Source organism: Caulobacter sp. UNC279MFTsu5.1 (assembly GCF_900114015.1).
Classification (GTDB): Bacteria; Pseudomonadota; Alphaproteobacteria; order Caulobacterales; family Caulobacteraceae; genus Caulobacter.
On record NZ_FORN01000004.1, the window covers coordinates 105,065 to 123,719 of the forward strand.

General features: G+C 69.8%; 18 protein-coding genes. 6 read left to right on the forward strand and 12 right to left on the reverse strand.

Features of this window, described 5'->3' with window-relative positions; translation table 11 throughout:
• Window positions 1-131 precede the first annotated feature (131 nt).
• Window positions 132-263 carry a hypothetical protein gene (locus BM066_RS26800; RefSeq protein ID WP_018062195.1) on the forward strand — a complete coding sequence of 44 codons (132 nt, stop codon included), beginning with the start codon at window positions 132-134 and terminating at the stop codon, window positions 261-263.
• A gap of 58 nt (window positions 264-321) precedes the next feature.
• Here the strand turns inward: BM066_RS26800 and BM066_RS02945 are convergent, their stop codons facing one another.
• From BM066_RS02945 to BM066_RS02955, 3 genes are all read right to left on the reverse strand, one after another.
• Window positions 322-876: a sugar transferase gene (locus BM066_RS02945; RefSeq protein WP_255367458.1), complete on the reverse strand. Its 555-nt coding sequence runs from the start codon at window positions 874-876 to the stop codon at window positions 322-324.
• A 110-nt stretch (window positions 877-986) separates the two neighbouring features.
• Window positions 987-1,199, reverse strand: coding sequence for a hypothetical protein (locus tag BM066_RS02950; protein ID WP_018062193.1), 213 nt, complete (start codon window positions 1,197-1,199; stop codon window positions 987-989).
• A complete protein-coding gene (locus BM066_RS02955) occupies window positions 1,196-1,699 on the reverse strand; it encodes a winged helix-turn-helix transcriptional regulator (protein WP_018062192.1) in 504 nt (167 codons plus the stop codon). Before BM066_RS02955 ends, BM066_RS02950 begins: the two co-directional genes overlap by 4 nt.
• 219 nt (window positions 1,700-1,918) lie before the next feature.
• Between BM066_RS02955 and BM066_RS02960 the strand changes: the two genes are divergently transcribed.
• Window positions 1,919-3,109, forward strand: coding sequence for an acetyl-CoA C-acyltransferase (locus BM066_RS02960; protein ID WP_018062191.1), 1,191 nt, complete (start codon window positions 1,919-1,921; stop codon window positions 3,107-3,109).
• A gap of 153 nt (window positions 3,110-3,262) precedes the next feature.
• Here the strand turns inward: BM066_RS02960 and BM066_RS02965 are convergent, their stop codons facing one another.
• Window positions 3,263-3,847, reverse strand: coding sequence for a DUF3617 domain-containing protein (locus BM066_RS02965; RefSeq protein ID WP_255367451.1), 585 nt, complete (start codon window positions 3,845-3,847; stop codon window positions 3,263-3,265).
• A gap of 94 nt (window positions 3,848-3,941) precedes the next feature.
• On the opposite strand from BM066_RS02965, the gene BM066_RS02970 reads away from it, so the two are divergent.
• Complete coding sequence (locus tag BM066_RS02970; RefSeq protein WP_018062189.1) at window positions 3,942-4,211, forward strand: GNAT family N-acetyltransferase; 270 nt, start codon at window positions 3,942-3,944, stop codon at window positions 4,209-4,211.
• Between the two features lie 137 nt (window positions 4,212-4,348).
• Here the strand turns inward: BM066_RS02970 and BM066_RS02975 are convergent, their stop codons facing one another.
• Window positions 4,349-5,215 carry a LysR family transcriptional regulator gene (locus BM066_RS02975; RefSeq protein WP_018062188.1) on the reverse strand — a complete coding sequence of 289 codons (867 nt, stop codon included), beginning with the start codon at window positions 5,213-5,215 and terminating at the stop codon, window positions 4,349-4,351.
• Window positions 5,216-5,309: 94 nt separating this feature from the next.
• Here BM066_RS02975 and bla point away from each other — a divergent pair, with 94 nt between their 5' ends.
• The 3 genes from bla to BM066_RS02990 all read left to right on the forward strand — a co-directional run bounded on the left by bla (window position 5,310) and on the right by BM066_RS02990 (window position 9,673).
• A complete protein-coding gene (bla, locus tag BM066_RS02980; RefSeq protein ID WP_049801113.1) occupies window positions 5,310-6,224 on the forward strand; it encodes a class A beta-lactamase in 915 nt (304 codons plus the stop codon).
• Between the two features lie 127 nt (window positions 6,225-6,351).
• Entirely contained in the window at window positions 6,352-8,862 is a 2,511-nt protein-coding gene (locus BM066_RS02985) for an MASE1 domain-containing protein (RefSeq protein ID WP_018062186.1), read from the forward strand.
• 169 nt (window positions 8,863-9,031) lie between these two features.
• Complete coding sequence (locus tag BM066_RS02990; RefSeq protein WP_018062185.1) at window positions 9,032-9,673, forward strand: glutathione S-transferase family protein; 642 nt, start codon at window positions 9,032-9,034, stop codon at window positions 9,671-9,673.
• A 143-nt stretch (window positions 9,674-9,816) separates the two neighbouring features.
• Here BM066_RS02990 and BM066_RS02995 read toward each other — a convergent pair whose 3' ends face one another.
• The 7 genes from BM066_RS02995 to BM066_RS03025 all read right to left on the reverse strand — a co-directional run bounded on the left by BM066_RS02995 (window position 9,817) and on the right by BM066_RS03025 (window position 18,468).
• Complete coding sequence (locus BM066_RS02995; protein ID WP_026176566.1) at window positions 9,817-10,386, reverse strand: OmpA family protein; 570 nt, start codon at window positions 10,384-10,386, stop codon at window positions 9,817-9,819.
• Between the two features lie 330 nt (window positions 10,387-10,716).
• A complete protein-coding gene (gene clpB / locus BM066_RS03000) occupies window positions 10,717-13,311 on the reverse strand; it encodes an ATP-dependent chaperone ClpB (protein WP_018062183.1) in 2,595 nt (864 codons plus the stop codon).
• A gap of 154 nt (window positions 13,312-13,465) precedes the next feature.
• A complete protein-coding gene (locus BM066_RS03005) occupies window positions 13,466-14,203 on the reverse strand; it encodes a M48 family metallopeptidase (RefSeq protein ID WP_018062182.1) in 738 nt (245 codons plus the stop codon).
• A gap of 95 nt (window positions 14,204-14,298) precedes the next feature.
• Window positions 14,299-14,637, reverse strand: a complete 339-nt coding sequence (locus BM066_RS03010; RefSeq protein ID WP_255367459.1) for a response regulator — start codon at window positions 14,635-14,637, stop codon at window positions 14,299-14,301.
• Between the two features lie 4 nt (window positions 14,638-14,641).
• A complete protein-coding gene (locus BM066_RS03015) occupies window positions 14,642-15,706 on the reverse strand; it encodes a sensor histidine kinase (protein WP_018062180.1) in 1,065 nt (354 codons plus the stop codon).
• 94 nt (window positions 15,707-15,800) lie between these two features.
• Window positions 15,801-17,222, reverse strand: coding sequence for a M20/M25/M40 family metallo-hydrolase (locus tag BM066_RS03020; RefSeq protein ID WP_018062179.1), 1,422 nt, complete (start codon window positions 17,220-17,222; stop codon window positions 15,801-15,803).
• A gap of 151 nt (window positions 17,223-17,373) precedes the next feature.
• Complete coding sequence (locus tag BM066_RS03025) at window positions 17,374-18,468, reverse strand: DUF4167 domain-containing protein (protein WP_026176564.1); 1,095 nt, start codon at window positions 18,466-18,468, stop codon at window positions 17,374-17,376.
• Window positions 18,469-18,655: the final 187 nt, after the last annotated feature.

An 18,655-nucleotide genomic window follows, 5' to 3' on the forward strand; every position in this document is an offset into this window, starting at 1 on the left:
TAATCGCCGTTTACGGTGAAAAATCTCCGACTAAGCGAGTGACATACGAAACTTTTGTGGCATGCATACGTATCTACTGTACGTCCGCCTCAAGTTTTTGACGCGGTTGTAGAATTCGGAGTTAAGGGCCCATGACGACCGCCGCCTACACTTACAAGCACCGCCACGAACGCCACGTCTCGCTGACCCGGCTGAGCGTGATCCTGGCCAATCTTGGTCTGTGGGCCGGCCTGATCGTCGGCCTGGCGGTCATCGCGCGCTGAACCTGGAGCGCATGGGCGAAAGCGTGAGCGGTCTCGCCCTCGAAACGCGCTCCGGCCTCTAGTCGACGCCCTGCTCCTCGCGGAACAGGCCCTGGATCGCATAGAGGGCCGCGACCCTCAGATCCAAAAACACCGACCATCGGACCACATAGTCCAGCTCGGCGTTCCAGGACGGTTCGCCCTCGGCGCCGCGCGGCCAGATCATCCCCGGCCTCGCCTCCAGGCGACGTGCGTAATCCGACCGCCCCTGGCGCAGATAGGCGTCCTGCCCGGGTGAATGCGGCCTGGGCCCGATCAGCGACATGTCGCCCTCGATCACGTTGACGGCCGACGGCAGGTCGGCCAGCCCCGCCCGCCAGAGCACCTGATCGAACAGAGTCCCGCCCTCGATCGGCCGATACAGACGCCAGCGCCCGAACGTGCGGCCATGCAGCCCGACGGTCTCCACGCGCGTGAAGATCGGACCGCGCCGGCTGCAGCGGATCCCGGCGATCATCACCAGGCCGACGGGCAGGAAGAACACCAGGACCAGGACCGCGCCCAGCACGTCCAGCATCCGCTTGCTTACGCTTCTGGCGGGGCCGACCACGCCCATCCGCCCCGTCGCTTCCACCAACGCCAACCCCACTGCACCCTGGGCGCCCCGCCCGAGCTTCACGCGCTCGAGGGCTCAAAACGCGGGGGTTGCGTCGGAGTTCCGACACAGCCGGCCAAACCTGTGGATCAAATGATCTCGTCGAATCCCAGGCCGATCTTGAACAGGCAATGGCCGGTTTCATCGACCAGTCGCGCCACGTCGGGATTGGTGTCGGCGCGCTCGCGCAGCCGGGTGAAGCGCCAGTCGTCGGGGTCGGCGCCGGCCGGAAACCCCGCCCCGTCCGCCGTCACCAGCCGGTAGGCCGGCTTGGCGCGATGGACGTGGAAGCGAAAGCTCACTCGGCGGCGATCCGGGTCGAGGCCTCCAGGGCTTCGCCGACGGTCAGAGCCTGCTCGTCGTGCACCACCCGGCCCAGGTCGCGGCCGTCGACGATCTGGCCGCACGCCTCGCAGGCCAGCTTGGGATGGAAGTCGCAGCCGCAGGTCTTGTGAACGAAGTGCACCGGTCCCTTGCCCAGGCCATAGACGTGCTGGTCGCCCCATTCGGCCATGGTCAGCAGCACAGGCGACAGGGCCCGCCCCTTGGGCGTCAGCACATATTCCTGGCGTGGCGGACGTTCCGAATAGCGGCGCGGCTCCAGCACCCCGTGGGCGACCAGGCTCTTGAGGCGGGCGGCCAGGACGTTGCGGGCCACGCCCAGGCGCTCCTGCCACTGCTCGAACCGCTTCACGCCCTGGAAGGCGTCGCGGAGGATCAGCAGGGTCCACGGATCGCCGACGACCTCGAGGGTGGCGGCGATGGCGCAGCGTTCGTTGGTGTAGTCGGCGGTGCGGCCCATCGCGCGAAGGTGAAGCCTTACGCCGGGGAATGCAAGGGTTGCTTTTGCAGACCTACGCGGGTAGGTTTTTTATAGCAATTGACTCTCTCGGTTGCGCACTGGGGGTTGCGGCGGAATCATCCGCGTTTCGTCGCGACCCGCTTTTTGCGCGAAAGACTTGCACTGACCGCGCCGAAGGGGGTCTATTCCGCCGCAAAATCCCCAGGGTGGAGTTCAAGCATGTCCAGCGCCGCCGATCCGGTCGTCATCGTTTCCTTCGCCCGCACGCCGATGGGCGGCTTCCAGGGGGCGCTGGCCGGGGCCAAGGCCACCGAGTTGGGAGCCGCGGCGGTGAAGGCGGCGATCGAACGGGCCGGCGTCTCCGGCGACCAGGTCGAGCAGATCTTCATGGGCTGCGTCCTGCCCGCCGGCCTGGGCCAGGCCCCCGCCCGCCAGGCGGCGGTCGGGGCGGGCCTGCCGCTGTCGGTCGAGGCGACCACGGTCAACAAGATGTGCGGCAGCGGCATGCAGGCGGCGATCATGGCCCACGACGCCCTGGCGGCCGGCAGCGCCGAGATCATCGTGGCCGGCGGCATGGAGAGCATGACCAACGCTCCCTACCTGCTGACCAAGCACCGCTCGGGCGCCCGCATCGGCCACGACCAGATGCTGGACTCCATGTACCTGGACGGGCTGGAGGACGCCTACACGCCCGGCAAGCTGATGGGCGCCTTCGCCGAGGACAGCGCGGCTGCCTACCAGTTCGGCCGCGAGGCCATGGACGACTACGCCGTCAAGGGCCTGGCCAAGGCCCAGAAGGCCGTCGAGAGCGGGGCCTTCAAGGCCGAGATCACGCCGGTCAGCGTCGTCACCCGCAAGGGGAGCGAGGTCGTCGACACGGACGAGCAGCCGCTGAAGGCCGACGCCGCCAAGATCCCGACCCTGCGCCCGGCCTTCGCCCGCGACGGCGGGATCACCGCGGCCAATTCCAGCTCGATCAGCGACGGCGCCGCGGCCCTGGTCATGACCCGCGAAAGCGTCGCCAAGCGCCTGGGCCTGCCGATCGTCGCCCGCGTGGCGGCCCACGCCGCCCACGCCCACGAGCCGGGCCTGTTCACCACCGCGCCCGTGCCGGCCATGCGCAAGGCCCTGAAGAAGGCCGGCTGGGAGGTCGCCGACGTCGACCTGTTCGAGGTCAACGAGGCCTTCGCCGTGGTCGCCATGATCGCCCAGCAGGAGCTGGGCATCGACCCGGACAAGCTGAACGTCAACGGCGGCGCCTGCGCCCTGGGCCACCCGATCGGGGCCAGCGGCGCGCGCATCCTGTGCACCCTGATCGCCGCCCTGCAGGCGCGCGGCGGCAAGAAGGGCCTGGCGTCCCTGTGCATCGGCGGCGGCGAGGCCACGGCGATGGCGGTGGAGCTGGTCTAGGGACGCGCCCTCTCCGTTGTCATCCCGGAAAGCGCGTAGCGCTTGTCCGGGATCCAGGTGAACCGCAACGCGCCAGCCCAGTCCCCTGGGTCCCGGACAGCCTCTGCGAGGCTTCCGGGATGACAATCGCTGGGGTGTTGAAGCACTAGAACCCTATCCGCCCGACACCGCCTTGGTCAGCAGGTTGATCCGCCGGCCGCCGGGCATCTCGACGTCGCCGCCGCTCCAGCCGGTCGGGCAGGCGCCCGACCACTCGGCGGTCATGCTCATCTTGTGCTCGCCGTTCATCGCCGGCTGGGCCGCGCCCGTCGTGGTGCTGGTCATGTCCATCACATAGCGGGTGTCGAAATCGCCCGAGACGCGGATGGTGCTGTCGGTCTTGCCGGCCGGGCCCATGTCGCAGGCCGAGACGACCGTCCAGCTTCCGTCGGCCCCGCGCGTCATCGACTTGCGCTGGCAACGCTTGTCGTCGCCCTGGCTGTCCAGGCCCATCTTCTCGTCGCTGGTCGCGTCGACGCAGAAGCGGAAGCTGCGCGTGAAGCCCTGCGCCTTGAGGGTCATGGTCTGGGTCCACAGGCCTGGCTTGCGCTTGGGCCAGGCCGTCGGGACCGGCGTCGCCGCGGCGGGCGCCGTCGCCTGCGAGGCCGCGGCCGCGGCCTTGGGCGCCTCCGCCGTCCCGGTTTCAGACTTCTGGCCGCAAGCCGCCACGGCGGCCAAGCTTCCGAACGCCACAAACATCCACAGAGCCCGCATCGCCCACCTCGCTCGCGCGTTAGCCCCCAAAGCCATTAACACTCCTGGCGCGGCGCGCCGTCCAGCCCATATGCGAGTCATGACCGACGCCTTCAGCCACAACCCCGCCAAGAGCCGCTACGAACTGAAAGTCGACGGGCGCCTCGCCTTCGCCGACTACCAGCGCAGCGGCCACCGCCTGGTGATCCCCCACGTCGAGGCCGACCCCGCCCTGCGCGGCGCCGGCGCGGCTGGCCGCCTGATGAAATACGTCGCCGACACGGCGCGCAGCGAGGGCATGAAGATCGTGCCGCTGTGCAGCTACGCCTCGGCGTGGCTGAGACGGAACGATCCGGAGATGATCGCTTGATTTTTGATCCGCTCATCCCGGCGAATGCCGGGACCCAGATGGAATGGCGCCTGGGCTGACGCCAGGAATGTCGAGGTCTTCCAATCAGCCACACCGCTTCAGGATCTGGGTCCCGGCATTCGCCGGGATGAGCGGTTCTAGGAAGGCTGCTCGATCATCCAATCCCGGAACGCCGCCAGGGCCGGCGTGACGGTCCGCGACTTGAGCCAGGTCAGCCAGTACATCCCCGACCCGACCTCCAGGGCGAACGGCCGCACGAGGCGCCCCTGCTCCAGGTCACGGGCGAACATCATCGATGGGGCCAGGGCCACGCCGGCGCCCTGCATCGCCGCCTCGACCATCACCCAGGAGCTGTCGAACACCGGCCCGCGGATCGGCGGCGGGACCAGGCCGGCGGCGGCGAACCAGTCGGGCCAGTCGTCGGCCCGGTAGCTGCGCAGCAGGACCTCGGAGACTAGGGCCTCGGGGGTCTTCAGGCGCTCGGCCGCGGCCGGGGCGCACAGCGGCGTCATCGGGGCGGCGAACAGCGGCGCGGCCTCGGTGCCGTGCCAGGCCCCGTCGCCGAAGCGCACCGCGCAATCCAGCCCCTCGCCGGCGATGTCGATGCGGTTGTTGTTGGTGAACAGGCGCAGGTCGACGAACGGATGGGCTTCGCGGAAGGCCGGCAGGCGCGGCAGCAGCCAGCCCACCGCGAAGGTGCCGACCACCCCGACGCTGAGCACCTCCATCACCCGCCCGGCCGAGAACCGCTCCAGCACCGCGCCCATGCGGTCGAAGCCGTCGCGCACCGTCGGCAGCAGGGCCAGCCCCTCGTCGGTCAGGGCCAGGCCGCGCGGCAGGCGACGGAACAGGCTGGCCCCCAGCCGCTGCTCCAGGCCCTTGACCTGATGGCTGACCGCCGCCTGGGTCACGCACAGCTCGATGGCCGCCCGCGTGAACGACAGATGCCGGGCCGAGGCCTCGAAGGCCCGCAGGGCGTTCAGGGGAAGCTGCGCGCGACTCATCTCGACACCCAAAATTTTCTAGGGTTTTGGCCGAAGTATCATCGTTTGATCCGGGGGTCATCTCTCGCCCATCCTGCGGGCCATGGAGGACCCGATGATCGATCGACGCCAGGTGTTAACGGCTATTTCCGCCCTGCCCGCCCTTTCCCTCGCGCGTCCCGCCGCCTCGGCCGCGACCGCGCGGCTGACCAGCGGCATTAGCCGGGATATTGCCGCCCTGGAGGCCCGCAGCGGCGGCCGGCTGGGCGTCGCCGTGCTGGACACCGCCGACGGCAAGGCCTTCGCCCATCGCGGCGACGAGCGCTTCGCCCTGTGCAGCACCTTCAAGGCCCTCGTCGCCGGCTTGGTGCTCAAGCGCGTGGACCAGGGCCAGGAACGGCTGGATCGCCGGATCCGCTACGGCAGGGGCGTGCTGACGGCCCATTCGCCGGCCACCGAGAAGCACGTCGGCGAGGGCATGACCGTCGGAGCGCTGTGCGAAGCGACGGTCACCCTCAGCGACAACGCCGCGGCCAACCTCCTGCTCCACACCTTCGGTGGCCCGCCGGCCCTGACCGCCTTCCTGCGCGGCCTGGGCGACACGGTGACCCGCCTGGACGGCTACGAGCCCGCCCTGAACGTGGTGCGGCCCGGCGAGATCCACGACACCACCTCGCCCAGCGCCATGCTGGCCAGCCTGCGCGCCCTAACCCTGGGTCCGGTCCTGTCGCCGGCCTCGCGCCAGCAACTGGCCGCCTGGCTGGTCGGCAACCAGACCGGCGACAAGCGCCTGAGGGCCGGCCTGCCCCCTGATTGGAAGAAGAGGGGTTGGAAGGTCGGCGACAAGACCGGCAGCTGGGGCGACGGCAGGGTCGGAACCACCAACGACATCGCCATGATCTGGCCGCCGGGGCGGCCGCCGCTGCTGATCACCGCCTATCTGAGCCGCTCGACGCTGGACGACAACGGCCGCAACGCCGTGATCGCCGAGGTCGCGCGGCTGGCCGTGGCGGCGGGTTTCGGCTCGTAGAGGCCGGGCGCGACCTCGAGCACGCGGCGACGGCCCGCGCCGCAAGCCACTGTTCCTTAAGGCCTTCGACCTATCCCTGCTTTACGGCGTCCCCGACCTGGGCGGTCGGGCGCCCCGCGAAAGCAGCATGACAGAGACCACATCCTCCGCCCCGACGCGGCCGATCTCCAAATGGACGGGCGGCGACATCCTGAAGACCACAGCCTTGGCCGTGGGCGCGGCGATCGGCTACGCCCTGCTGGCCTATCTCTGCGTCGAATTCCCCCAGAACATCGGCCAGGTGGCGCCGATCTGGCTGTCCAACGGCTTCGGCGTGGCCTGCCTGCTGTCGTGCCGCAACCGCCACTGGCCGGCGGTGCTGCTGGGATGCCTGGCCGGCGGCCTGGCGGCGGGGGCCCATGCCGGCGACCTCGCGGCGGTCAATATCGCGCTGGTCAGCTGCAACATGGTCCAGATCTTCGTCTGCGCCTGGGGCATGCGCCGCGCCTGCGGCCAGGAGATCGACCTGGGCCGGGCCCGCGACATGATCGCCTTCGCCCTGATCTGCGGCCTGGCCGTCCCGGTCGCCACCGGCGCCGTGGCCGCTTCGATCCACACCGCCATGCGCGGCGGCGCGCTGCTGGCCAATATCGGCGTCTGGTCGCTGGGCGACATCCTGGGCCTGATGACCATCACCCCCTGCCTGCTGGCCCTGGTGCGCGTGCGCCACTATCTGCGCGAGCGCCCGTTGTCGGCCAGCGGCGTCGCCTGCCTGCTGCTGCTGCTGGCGGTGACCGTCGGCGTCTTCCTCCAGCACCGGCCGCTGCTGTTCGTGATCCCGCCGGTGATGCTGCTGGTCGCCTGGCAGCTGGAGGTGCTGGGCGCGGCGCTGAGCGCGACCCTGGTGGCGGTGGTGGCGGTGATCTTCACCATGGCCGGCCGTGGCCCGATCACGCTTCTGCAGGCGAGTTCGCCCGACCAGGCGATCGTGCTGCAGCTGTTCCTGGCCACGGCGATCTTCATCAGCCTGCCCGTGGCCTCGATCCAGCGGCGCCGGCGCCAGATGCTGCAGGACATGACCGAGGCCAACGCCGCGGCGATCCGCAGCGAGGCGCGCTTCCGCCAGCTGGCTGAAGAAGCCCAGGACATGATCGTCCACAGCAACCTGCGCGGCGTCATCCAGTACGTCTCGCCGGCCTGTGTGGCCATGCTGGGCTACGCGCCGGACGAACTGGTCGGCCGCGAGGGCATGACCGCCGTGCACGAGGATGACCGCGAGGCCGTCCGGGCCATCGTCATCGAACAGATCGCCCACATGGCCGCCCACCACGACAACGGCCCGGCCCGCGTCGAGTACCGCGCGATCCGCAAGGACGGCCAGGTGATCTGGCTGGAATCCCGCCCCGGCCTGCAGCGCGATCCCCTGACCGGGATCGTCACCGGCATCACCGACATCGTCCGTGACGTCACCGAGCAGAAGGCCATGGAGCGCCAGCTGCGCGAGGCCCGCAACGCGGCCGAGACCGCCGCCGAGGCGAAGGGCGAGTTCCTGGCCAATATGAGCCACGAGCTGCGCACGCCCCTGACCTCGGTGCTGGGTTTCGCCCGCCTGGTCGACGACGAGCCGGACCTGTCGCCCGACGCGCGCCGCTTCATCGGCCGGGTGCTGAGCGGCGGCAAGGCGCTGCTGACCACCATCAACGACATCCTGGACTTCTCGAAGCTGGAGGCCCGCCAGCTGGAGCTGAAGCTGGAGCCTGTCGCCCCCGCCCCGCTGATCGAGGAGGCGCTGGACCTGTTCTCGCTGGAGACCGACGCCTGGGGCGTGGCCCTGCGCGCCGAGGGCCTGGCCGGCCTGCCCGCCGACCTGCTGATCGACGGCGGCCGCCTGCGCCAGGTGCTGCTGAACCTGATCGGCAACGCGGTGAAGTTCACCGAGGTCGGATCGATCACCGTCACCGCCGCCTATGACGACGCCGCCGAACGACTGAGCGTCTCGGTGCGCGACACCGGCCCCGGCATCGCCCCCGAGGACATCGACCTGCTGTTCCGCCGCTTCTCCCAGGTCGACGCCGGCCTGACCCGCAAGCACGGCGGCACCGGCCTGGGCCTGGCGATCTGCAAGGGCCTGGTCGAGGCGATGGGCGGCCGGATCGGCGTCGTCAGCGCTCCGGGCGCGGGCGCCTGCTTCAGCTTCGACATCGTCGCCCCCTCGACGGCCCGGGCCGAGGCCCACGCCCCCGGGGAGACCGTCGTTTCGCCGCTGCCACCCGCCTGCCGGGTGCTGATCGTCGACGACAACCCCGCCAACCGGGAACTGGTCACCGCCATCCTGACCGCCCTGGGGGCCGAGGTGGCCGAGGCCGTGGACGGCGAGGAAGGCGTAGCCGCCGCCGCTGTCCGCCCGTTCGACGCCATCCTGATGGACCTGCGCATGCCGCGCCTGGACGGCGCCCAGGCCGCCCTGCGCATCCGCGGCGGGGGCGGCCCCAACGCCGCCACGCCGATCATCGCCTTCTCGGCCGACGCCCGTCCCGAGGGCCTGGGCGGGGTCTTCGACGGGTCGGTGTCCAAGCCGATGACCGCCGCCGGCCTGGTCGACGCGCTCAACCGCGCCATGGCCGCCGCGCCGGCCGAGAGGCTGCGGACCACGGCCTGAGCGGTTTTTCGAAGAACATCGATCGTCGAGATTGCACGGCGGGCCGCGCGCGCTAGGATCGCGCCACCCGAGAGCGTGACAGCCGAAAGTGGATGCCGGTTTCGGCGCCTGTCACGCTCTCCCTGCTTGAACGAGCCTGTCCTTCGGACGGGCTCTCGGAGGGCCAGCCATGAGCGACGAACTCGTCTTCTACACCAACCCCATGTCGCGCGGCCGCATCGTCCGCTGGATGCTCGAGGAGGTCGGCGCGCCCTACCGCACCGTCGTGCTCGACTACGCCACGTCGATGAAGGCGCCCGAGTACCTGGCGGTCAATCCGATGGGCAAGGTGCCGGCGATCACTCACCGCGGGGTGACCGTCACCGAGGGCGCGGCGATCTGCGCCTACCTGGCCGACGCCTTCCCCGAGGCGGGCCTGGCCCCGCCGACCACCTCGCCCGAGCGCGGGACCTATTATCGCTGGCTGATGTTCGCCTGCGGGCCGGTCGAGGCGGCGGTGACCAACAAGTCGTTGGGCTTCGTGGTGCCGGACGACCGCAGGGTCATGGCCGGCTACGGCTGCCTTGAGGACACCCTGAACGCCCTGGAACGGGCGGTGGCCGGCAAGGCCTACATAGCCGGCGACCGGTTCTCGGCCGCCGACGTCTATGTCGGCTCGCAGATCGGCTGGGGCATGATGTTCGGCTCGATCGAGAAGCGCCCGGCCTTCGAGGCCTATTGGGCCGGGATCAGCCAGCGCCCGGCCGCCAAGCGGGCGGCCGAGATCGACGACGCGCTGGTCGCCAAGGCGAAGGAAGCCGCGGACGCCTGACGCCCCCTCCGCCACGATGCGTATCCGCATCGCGGCGCCTCCCCCGTGAAACGGAGGAGGTGGCCGGCGAAGCCCGACGGGAGCATCGACGGCTGCAAACCGCCCCCGTCAGTCCGGGACACCCGGATGACGGGGGCTCAGGCCTAGGACAGGACCTGGATCACCACGCGGCGGTTCTGGGCCCGGCCGTCGGGGTTGTCGTTCGGCGCCACGGGATCTTCCTCGCCGTACGAGATCGTCGCCATGCGGTTCAGCGGCACGCCCTGCTTGCTGAGGAACTTGCGCACGGTCTCGGCCCGCTCATTGCCCAGGGTCTCGTTGTACTGCGGATCGCCGGTGGCGTCGGTGAAGCCCTGGATCTCGAGATAGACGTTCTTGTTGTCGCCCTTCAGCTTCGAGGCGAAGTCGGCGAGGCGCTGCTCGGCTTCCGGCGACAGTTCATGCCGGTTCAGCGGGAACTTCACCGAGTCGTCGCTCAGCACCACCGAGTACAGGAACTTGCCCTCGGCCAGCTTGCCGGCGTCGGTCGCGCGTTTCAGCGCTTCCTGGCTGGTCCGGTCGACCTCGGCCAGCTTGGTCTCCGTCCCGTCGACCCGCGTGTTCACCACGCCGACCTGGTCGTTGACATAGCCCTTGGTCGCGCAGCCGCTGACCGACAGCCCGCCAGCCACCAGAGCGCTCACCATCATCATTTTATAATTCATGCTAATCATGGCACACCCTTCCGTCTTTTTTGTTTCAACACCGATCGCCAAGCTGAACTGTTCGACAGCCCAGCAGCGGCGCTTCGTTGGTTAAAAATCGACATTCGAAAGAGGCGAATTCTGGGCCTGTTCTAGACAGACTTGGCCATGGTCGCGAAAGTCTAAGCGACACTTTTAAATAGCGCGCGCGAACGCGGAGCTAGGGCAAAGGTTCCCAATAAATATTTGCAATGTACGGAGGTTGAGTGGCCATCCTGGACCTGTTTTTCCGTCTAGGCCAGACAGAAAAAACGGGCGCGCCTCTTGGACGCGCCCGTCTGGGATTCGCCGCGGCCGGCCTTACTGCAGCGTCGCCTTGCCGATCTCCAGGCCGTCCGGACCGGCGCCGACGGCGATCACCCCGCCGTCCTCCAGCTCGCCGGCCAGCAACTTCCTGGCGATCGGGTCGATCAGGTCCTTCTGAATCACGCGCTTGAGCGGCCGCGCGCCATAAACCGGGTCGTAACCCTTGTCGGCCAGCCACTGCAGCGCCTCGGCCTCCAGGGCCAGGGTCATGCGGCGCTCGGCCAGCATTCTATCGACCCGCTGCAGCTGGATGCGGACGATGTCGCCCATGTTCGCGCGCGACAGGCGCTTGAACAGGATGATCTCGTCGATCCGGTTGAGGAACTCGGGGCGGAAGTGGCCGCGCACCGTGTTCATCACCAGCGGACGAACTTCCTCCACATCGGAGCCATCTTCCTGACTGGCCAGGAACTCGGCCCCGAGGTTGGAAGTCATGATGATCAGGGTGTTGCGGAAATCGACCGTCCGCCCCTGGCCGTCGGTCAGGCGGCCGTCGTCCAGCACCTGCAGCAGCACGTTGAAGACGTCCGGGTGGGCCTTCTCGATCTCGTCGAACAGCACCACCTGGTAGGGACGCCGGCGCACCGCTTCGGTCAGCGCCCCGCCCTCGTCATAGCCGACATAGCCGGGAGGTGCGCCGATCAGCCGGCTGACCGAGTGCTTCTCCATGTATTCCGACATGTCCATACGGGTGATCGCATGCTCGTCGGCGAACATGAACTCGGCCAGGGCCTTGGTCAGCTCGGTCTTGCCCACGCCCGTCGGGCCCAGGAAGAGGAACGAGCCGATCGGCTTGGACGGGTCGTGCAGGCCGGCCCGGGCGCGGCGCACCGCGTCGGAGACGGCTTCCAGCGCCTCGTCCTGGCCGACGACGCGGCCGCGCAGGGCGTCCTCCATCTTCAGCAGCTTCTCGCGCTCGCCTTCCAGCATCTTCTCGACCGGCACGCCGGTCCAGCGGCTGACCACGGCGGCGATCTGCTCGGCGTCGACCACTTCCGGCGTCAGGGCCTTTTCGGACCCGCCGCCGCTCTCGCCGGCCTCGGCCTCGGCCAGGCGACGCTCCAGGGCCGGGATCTCGCCATACTGGATCTGGCCGGCGCGGGCGAAGTCGCCGGCCCGCTGGGCCGTCGCCAGGTCGGCGCGCAGGCGGTCCAGGGCTTCGCGAGCCTGGGCGGCGCCGCCGACCTTGTCCTTCTCGGCCTTCCAGCGGGCGGTCATCTCGTCGCTGCGGAACTGCAGGTCGTCGATCTCGGTCTCGAGGTTTTCGAGGCGCTGCCTGGAGGCCGCGTCGGTCTCCTTGCTCAGGGCCTCGCGCTCGATCTTCAACTGCACCAGGCGGCGGTCGATCTCGTCCAGCTCCTCGGGCTTGCTGTCGATCTGCATCCGCACCCGGCTGGCGGCCTCGTCGACCAGGTCGATGGCCTTGTCGGGCAGGAAGCGGTCGGCGATGTAGCGGTTGCTGAGCGTGGCGGCGGCGACGATGGCGCTGTCGCTGATCCGCACCCCGTGGTGCACCTCGTACTTCTCCTTCAGGCCGCGCAGGATCGAGACGGTGTCCTCCACCGTCGGCTCGCTGACGAACACGGGCTGGAAGCGACGGGCCAGGGCCGCGTCCTTCTCGACGTGCTTGCGGTACTCGTCCAGCGTGGTGGCGCCCACGCAGTGCAGCTCGCCGCGCGCCAGGGCGGGCTTGAGCAGGTTGGAGGCGTCCATCGCCCCGTCGCCCTTCCCGGCCCCGACCAGGGTGTGCATCTCGTCGATGAACAGGATGATCGAGCCCTCGGCGGCGGTGACCTCGCCGAGCACGGCCTTCAGCCGCTCCTCGAACTCGCCGCGATACTTCGCGCCGGCGATCAGGCTGCCCATGTCCAGCGACAGGAGCTTCTTGTCCTTCAGGCTCTCGGGCACGTCGCCGTTGACGATGCGCTGGGCCAAGCCCTCGACGATGGCGGTCTTGCCGACCCCGGGCTCGCCGATCAGGACAGGGTTGTTCTTGGTGCGGCGCGACAGGACCTGGATCGTGCGGCGGATCTCCTCGTCACGGCCGATCACCGGGTCGATCTTGCCGTCGCGGGCGGCGGCCGTCAGGTCGCGGGCGTAACGCTTGAGCGCGTCATAGCCTTCCTCGGCGCTGGCGCTGTCGGCCGTGCGGCCCTTGCGCACGGCGGCGGCGGCGGTCTCCAGCCCCTGGGCCGAGGCCCCGGCGTCCTTCAGGATCTTGGCCGCGTCGCCGCCTTCCTTGGCGATGGCGATCAGCAGGCGCTCGGTGGTGACGAAGGCGTCGCCGGCCTTCTTGGCGCCCTCCTCGGCCGCGCTGAACACCCGGGCGGTGTCGGGCTTCATGTAGAGCTGGCCGCCGGCCCCGTCGACGCGGGGCGTCTTGGCCAGCAGGGCGTCGGTCGCCGCGTCGGCCGCGTCGGGCCGGCCGCCGGCGCTCTGGATCAGGGCGCGGGAAAGCCCGTCCTTTTCCTCGAGCAGGACCTTCAGCAGGTGTTCGGGCCCCAGCTGCTGGTGCCCCTTGGCCAGGGCCAGGCTCTGGGCCGACTGGACCGCGGACTTGGCGCGGTCGGAATAGAGATCGATCTTCATGCGGTATCCCCTCCATGGGCGGATCTGGGCCGTCCGCCTCCTTTGAGCACGGGCGACCCAGGACGGGATTTAGGTGTGGCCGTTCAGCCACACAAGGGCCGCGCCGCAGGAACCTGCGTTCCTCACCTCCCCCGCTCGCGGAGGAGGTGAGACCCTACCACCCCCGCTGAGCAATATAGGCTTCCAACGCCGCGATCCGCGTGGCGTCCGACGGGTGAGTCGAGGCGAACTGCGGGGTGTTGGAGCCGCCGTTGGCCTGCATGTGCAGCCACAGGATCACCGCCTCGCGCGGGCGGTAGCCGGCCCGCTGCATGAAGTCGACGCCCAGGCGGTCGGCCTCCAGCTCCTGCTTGCGCGAGAACGGCAGCAGGAAGCCGTACTTGGCCGCGCCGCCGCCGTAGCTGGAGATCGCCCGGGCCGCGTCGGACGAGCCGGCGGCGGCGCCCAGCACGCCCAGCACCAGGCTGGAGGTCAGAGTCTGCGACTGACGCTCGGCGGCGTGGCGGGCGACGACGTGGCCAGCTTCGTGGCCGATCACGGCGGCCAGTTGGTCGTCGTTGTCGACGATGGTCAGCAGGCCCGTGGTGACCCCCACGTGGCCGCCGGGCAGGACGAAGGCGTTGGGCGCGGCGTCCTCGAACACCGCATAGTCCCAGGGCCGCTGGCCCAGGCCGGCGGCGTTGACGACCCGCTGGCCGACGGACCGCACGCGGGCGTTGGCCGCCCGGTCGCGGCTGACGGTGCTCTTGGCCAGGGCCTGGCTCCACGCCTGCTCGCCGGCCTGAGCCAGGCTGGCGTCATCGACGATGGTCATCTGCTGGCGGCCCAGTTCGGGATTGTAGGCGCAGGCGCAAAGGGCCAAGGCGGCGAGGACGGGAAAGGCGCGACGCAAGGGGAAACTCCGGCGGACAGGCGGCAGGTCCCCAACATGAAAGAGGAGGAACCCCATTGTCTATCGCCCAACGGGGCCAGCCGGACACCTGAAACCTAATCGACGGCCTCGATCACCCGGGCCAGTTGCCGCGGATCGATGGGCTTGGACAGGACGGGCGCGTCGCGCAGGTCGGCGCGCACGCCCTGCTCGCCATAGCCGGTGACGAAGGCGAAGGGGATCTGGCGACCGCGCAGCACGTCGGCGGCGGCGAACGAGGTCTCGCCGTCGAGATTGACGTCCAGCAGCGCGAAATCGATCTGCGCCGTCCGCGCGACCCTCTCGGCCTCGGTCGCCGACGCGGCGGACCCGACGATCGTGCAACCCAGGTCGCCGAGCATGTCCTCGACCAGCATGGCGACGAACAGTTCGTCCTCGACGATCAGGACTCGCAGCGGCTCAAGCCGCGCCCTGGATGAAGCGGCTGGGCTGGCCAGGTTTTGCGAGCGCGGCGCTGATCGTGCAGACGACGCCGGTTGGCGGATATTCGAGCCGGACGTCGCCGCCCAGTTCCCGCGCCAGCCCCCCGGTGATGAGACGACTGCCAAAGCCCTGGCGGCTTGGCGTTGTGACCGAAGGGCCATCGATTTCCTCCCATCGCAGATCCAGCCGCTCGGTTTCTGCGTCCTTCATTCGCCCCCAGGTGAGGGCCACGCGCCCCGCCTCGTTGGACAGGGCGCCGTACTTGGTGGCGTTGGTCATCAGCTCGTGCAAGGCCATCGACAGCGACAGGGCCACCTTGGGGGCCAGGCGGAACGCGGGCCCCTGCACCGCGAACCGCGCCGCGTCCCCGTGGGAGGCGATCAGCGAGTCGACTAGGTCGCGCATCTCGGCGCCGTCCCAGCTCTCGCGGGTCAGCAGGTCGTGGGCGCGCGCCAGGGCCAGCAGCCGGATGGTCAGCGAGTCGCGCGCGCCCTCCAGGTCGGCGGCGTTGCGCAGGGTCTGGCCCGCCACGGACTGCACCGTGGCCAGGGTGTTCTTGACGCGGTGATTGAGCTCGTTGACCAGCAGGCGCTGAAGCTCCTCGGCGCGCTTGCGCTCGGTGATGTCGCGCATCACGCCGGTGAAGAAGCGCTCGCCGCCCTCGCGCCATTCGGCGATCGACAGCTCCAGGGGGAAGGTCGAGCCGTCCTGTCTCCGGCCCGAGACCTCGCGGCCGATGCCGATGATCCGCCGCTCGCCGGTTTCACGGTAGCGCGCCAGGTAGCCGTCATGCTCGCCGTGATAGGGCTCGGGCATCAGCATGCGGATATTGTGGCCGATGATCGCCTTGGCCGAATAGCCGAACAGGCGCTCGGCGGCGGGATTGAAGGCCTCGACGCGCCCGACCTCGTCGATCACCACGATCGCGTCGACCGCCGTGTCGACGATGGCGCGATACCGCGCCTCGACGCCGCCCGCGACCCGGGCCCTCCTGGGCCGATGCTTCTCTGCCTTGAGATCGTCTTCCCTGGTGTCGACCATGGCGGTCTCGCCCCCTGCGATGCCTGGAACACTACCTTCCTAGTTGCGACACATCCAGAGACTTATCTTCCGCGACAGCTCCCATTCTACCGCCCTACCGCCCGTCTGCGTACAGCTTGACCACTTCGTAGAGGAACTGGCGGCCGTTCATCAGCGCCCGGACCTGGATGCGTTCGTTCAGACCGTGGATGTGGTCGCCGTCGACGCCGGCCATCAGGCCCGACAGGCCGTAGGTCGGCACGCCGGCGGCGTTGGTGAAGCGGCCGTCGGTGGCGCCGGTCAGCATGGCCGGGATGAACGGAACCCCCGGCCAGATCCTGGCCGCGACCTTGCCGGCCGGGGCCATGATCCGGGGCGTCAGCGGCGGCGGCGGGCTGACCGGGTCGGGGTCGGCGGCCAGGGTGATCTTGATGGCCGGGTCGGCGACGATCGTTTCCAACTGGTCGCGGATCGCCTTGGGGTCGTTGCCCGGCAGGATGCGGCAGTTGACGTTGGCCTTGGCGCGCTGCGGCAGGGCGTTGGGCGCGTGGCCGGCCTCGACCATGGTGGCCACGCAGGTGGTGCGCATCATGCTGTTGCGGCCCGGATCGCGGGCCAGGATGGCGGCGGCCGCCGCGTCGGTCGGGTCCTTGACCATGGCCCGCATGGCGCCGGCCACCTCGGGGTCCGGCTCGATCCGGGCGGTCTGCTCGTAATAGCCCTTGGTGGCGTCGTTCAGGGCGATCGGGAAGTCGTAGGCGCCCAGCCGCGCCAGGCCGTTGGCCAGATGGTAGATCGCGTTGTCCTTGACCGGGCGCGAGGAGTGGCCGCCGGCGTTGGTCACTTCGAGAGTGTAGTCCATGTAGACCTTCTCGCCGACCTGGATGCCCAGCAGCCGGGGCTGGCCCTTGTCGTCCAGCTGGCTGTCGTCGCCCTCGTTCAGCGCGAAGTCGGCCTTCATGGCCTCGGGATGCTTCTCCAGCAGCCAGGGCACGCTGTTGAACTGGCCGCCCTCCTCGCCGCAGGTCAGGGCCAGCTTGAGGTCGCGCCTGGGCTTGAAGCCCTCCTGCTTGTAGCGCACCAGGCTGTCGGTGAAGATCGCGGCCATGGCTTTGTCGTCGCTGGCCCCGCGAGCGTAGAAATAGCCGTTCTCCTCGACCAGCTTGAACGGATCGCGCTCCCAGTCCGCGCGCTTGGCTTCGACCACGTCGATGTGGGCCAGCAGCAGGATGGCGCCGGCCTTGGGGTCCTTGCCGTGCAGGGTGGCCAGCAGGGCGCCGGCCTTGGGGTGCTCGTCGGGGAAGACCACCCGCACGTCGCTGTCGGGAAAGCCCGCCGCCTTCAGCCGCGCGCCCATGGCCTGGGCCGCCGCCGTGCAGCTGCCTTCCGACGCCGTGGTGTTGATCTCGACCAGCTCCTTGTAGAGCCCGCGGAAGGCGGCTTCGCCGGAGTCCGCGGGGGCGGCCACGGCGGAGGTCGCGGCCAGGGCCGACAGCGCCGCGGCCGTCAGGAGAAAGGTCTTGGTCTTGCCGCGCATGCTCGCCCCCTAATGTGTCGGGGCGAGGCTAGGCGGGGTTTGGCGGTCAACGCAATGGGGGCGCGCCACGACGCGCCGCAAAAGACTTGTCATCCCGGCCGAAGCGCAGCTTAGGGCCGGGATGACAGCAGGAGAGGTGATCGGAAGAAGCCTAGACCTCTTCCGACTCCGGCGCGGCGCTGCCTTCGAAGCTGCGCGGGGCGCGGCGGCGCTTGGGCTTGGCCGGGGCCTCGCCTTCGTCCGAAGCGACGGACGGAGCGGCCGGCGCGGCTTCGGCCGGAGCCTCGGCGCGGGTCGACTTGCGGCCCAGGAAGGCCGGGGCGTGGCTGACGTCGCCGTCCTGGCCGCGCAGCAGCGGCGAGGCCGGAGCCTCGCTGGTCAGCGGCGTGGCCTGGGGCTCGATCACGGCCATCGGATCGCGGTCGCGCGGCGCCCGCTCACGGCGCGGACGCTCGCGGCGGCCTTCGGCCTGGGGCTGCTCGGCGCCCTCGGCGGCGGCCGGGCGATCCTCGCGCACGCGGTCCTCGCGCGGACGCTCGTCGCGGAAGCGGTCTTCCCGCGGGCGATCGTCGCGGGGACGGTCATCGCGCGGACGGTCATCGCGGGGCCGATCGTCACGCGGACGGTCGTCGCGGGGGCGATCCTCACGCGGACGATCATCCCGGGGACGGTCGTCGCGCTGGCGATCGTCGCGGTCGCGCCAACGGTCGCGGCGGCTCTGGCCCTGGCCGTCGCGGTTCTGGTTGTCGCGGGGACGGTCGTCGCGCTGCCCGTCTCTGGGACGGTCGTCCCGGGAGCGGTTCTCGAACCGGTCGCGGCGCGGCTCGCCGCCCTGGCCCTCGCCGCCCTCGCCGTCGGCCGAAGCCTCGGCCTGGGCCGCCTCCGGAGCCTCGGGCTGCTCCTCGGGCTCGGCCTCGAAGTCGATCTCGTAGGCCGAATAGGCGTCCTTGCCGATGATGTCGCTGACGGGGCGATTCGGCTGGATGGCGCGCAGGACGCGGAAATAGTGCTCCGCATGCTGCAGGTAGTTCTCGGCCAGGACCCGGTCGCCGGACGACGTCGCGTCGCGAGCCAGCTGCTGGTACTTCTCGTAGACGCTCTGGGCCGCGCCGCGCACCTTCACGCCCTCGGGGCCGTTCGAATCGAAAGCCCGGTTGGCGTTGTGCTGCTGAGGCTTGCCGCCGCTACCCGCTCCACCGCGATTGTTGCGGCCGCGCTGGCGCTTCATGCCCTTGAAATCTCTCATCTTCTCTTCTGAACCTGTCCGGCGGCGATCTGCGCGTCCGGTGTTTGGCCTCTGGAGCGGGGTGAACCCTGGTAGGTCCTGCCTTCGATGTTCTAGAGACGCTGGTTTCCGTAGAGCCTCCGCCCGGTTCGGGCGCGGCGATCAGCCAGGTCGGCCGTTCGCGCCTGCCGGGGGAGTCTTACGGTCA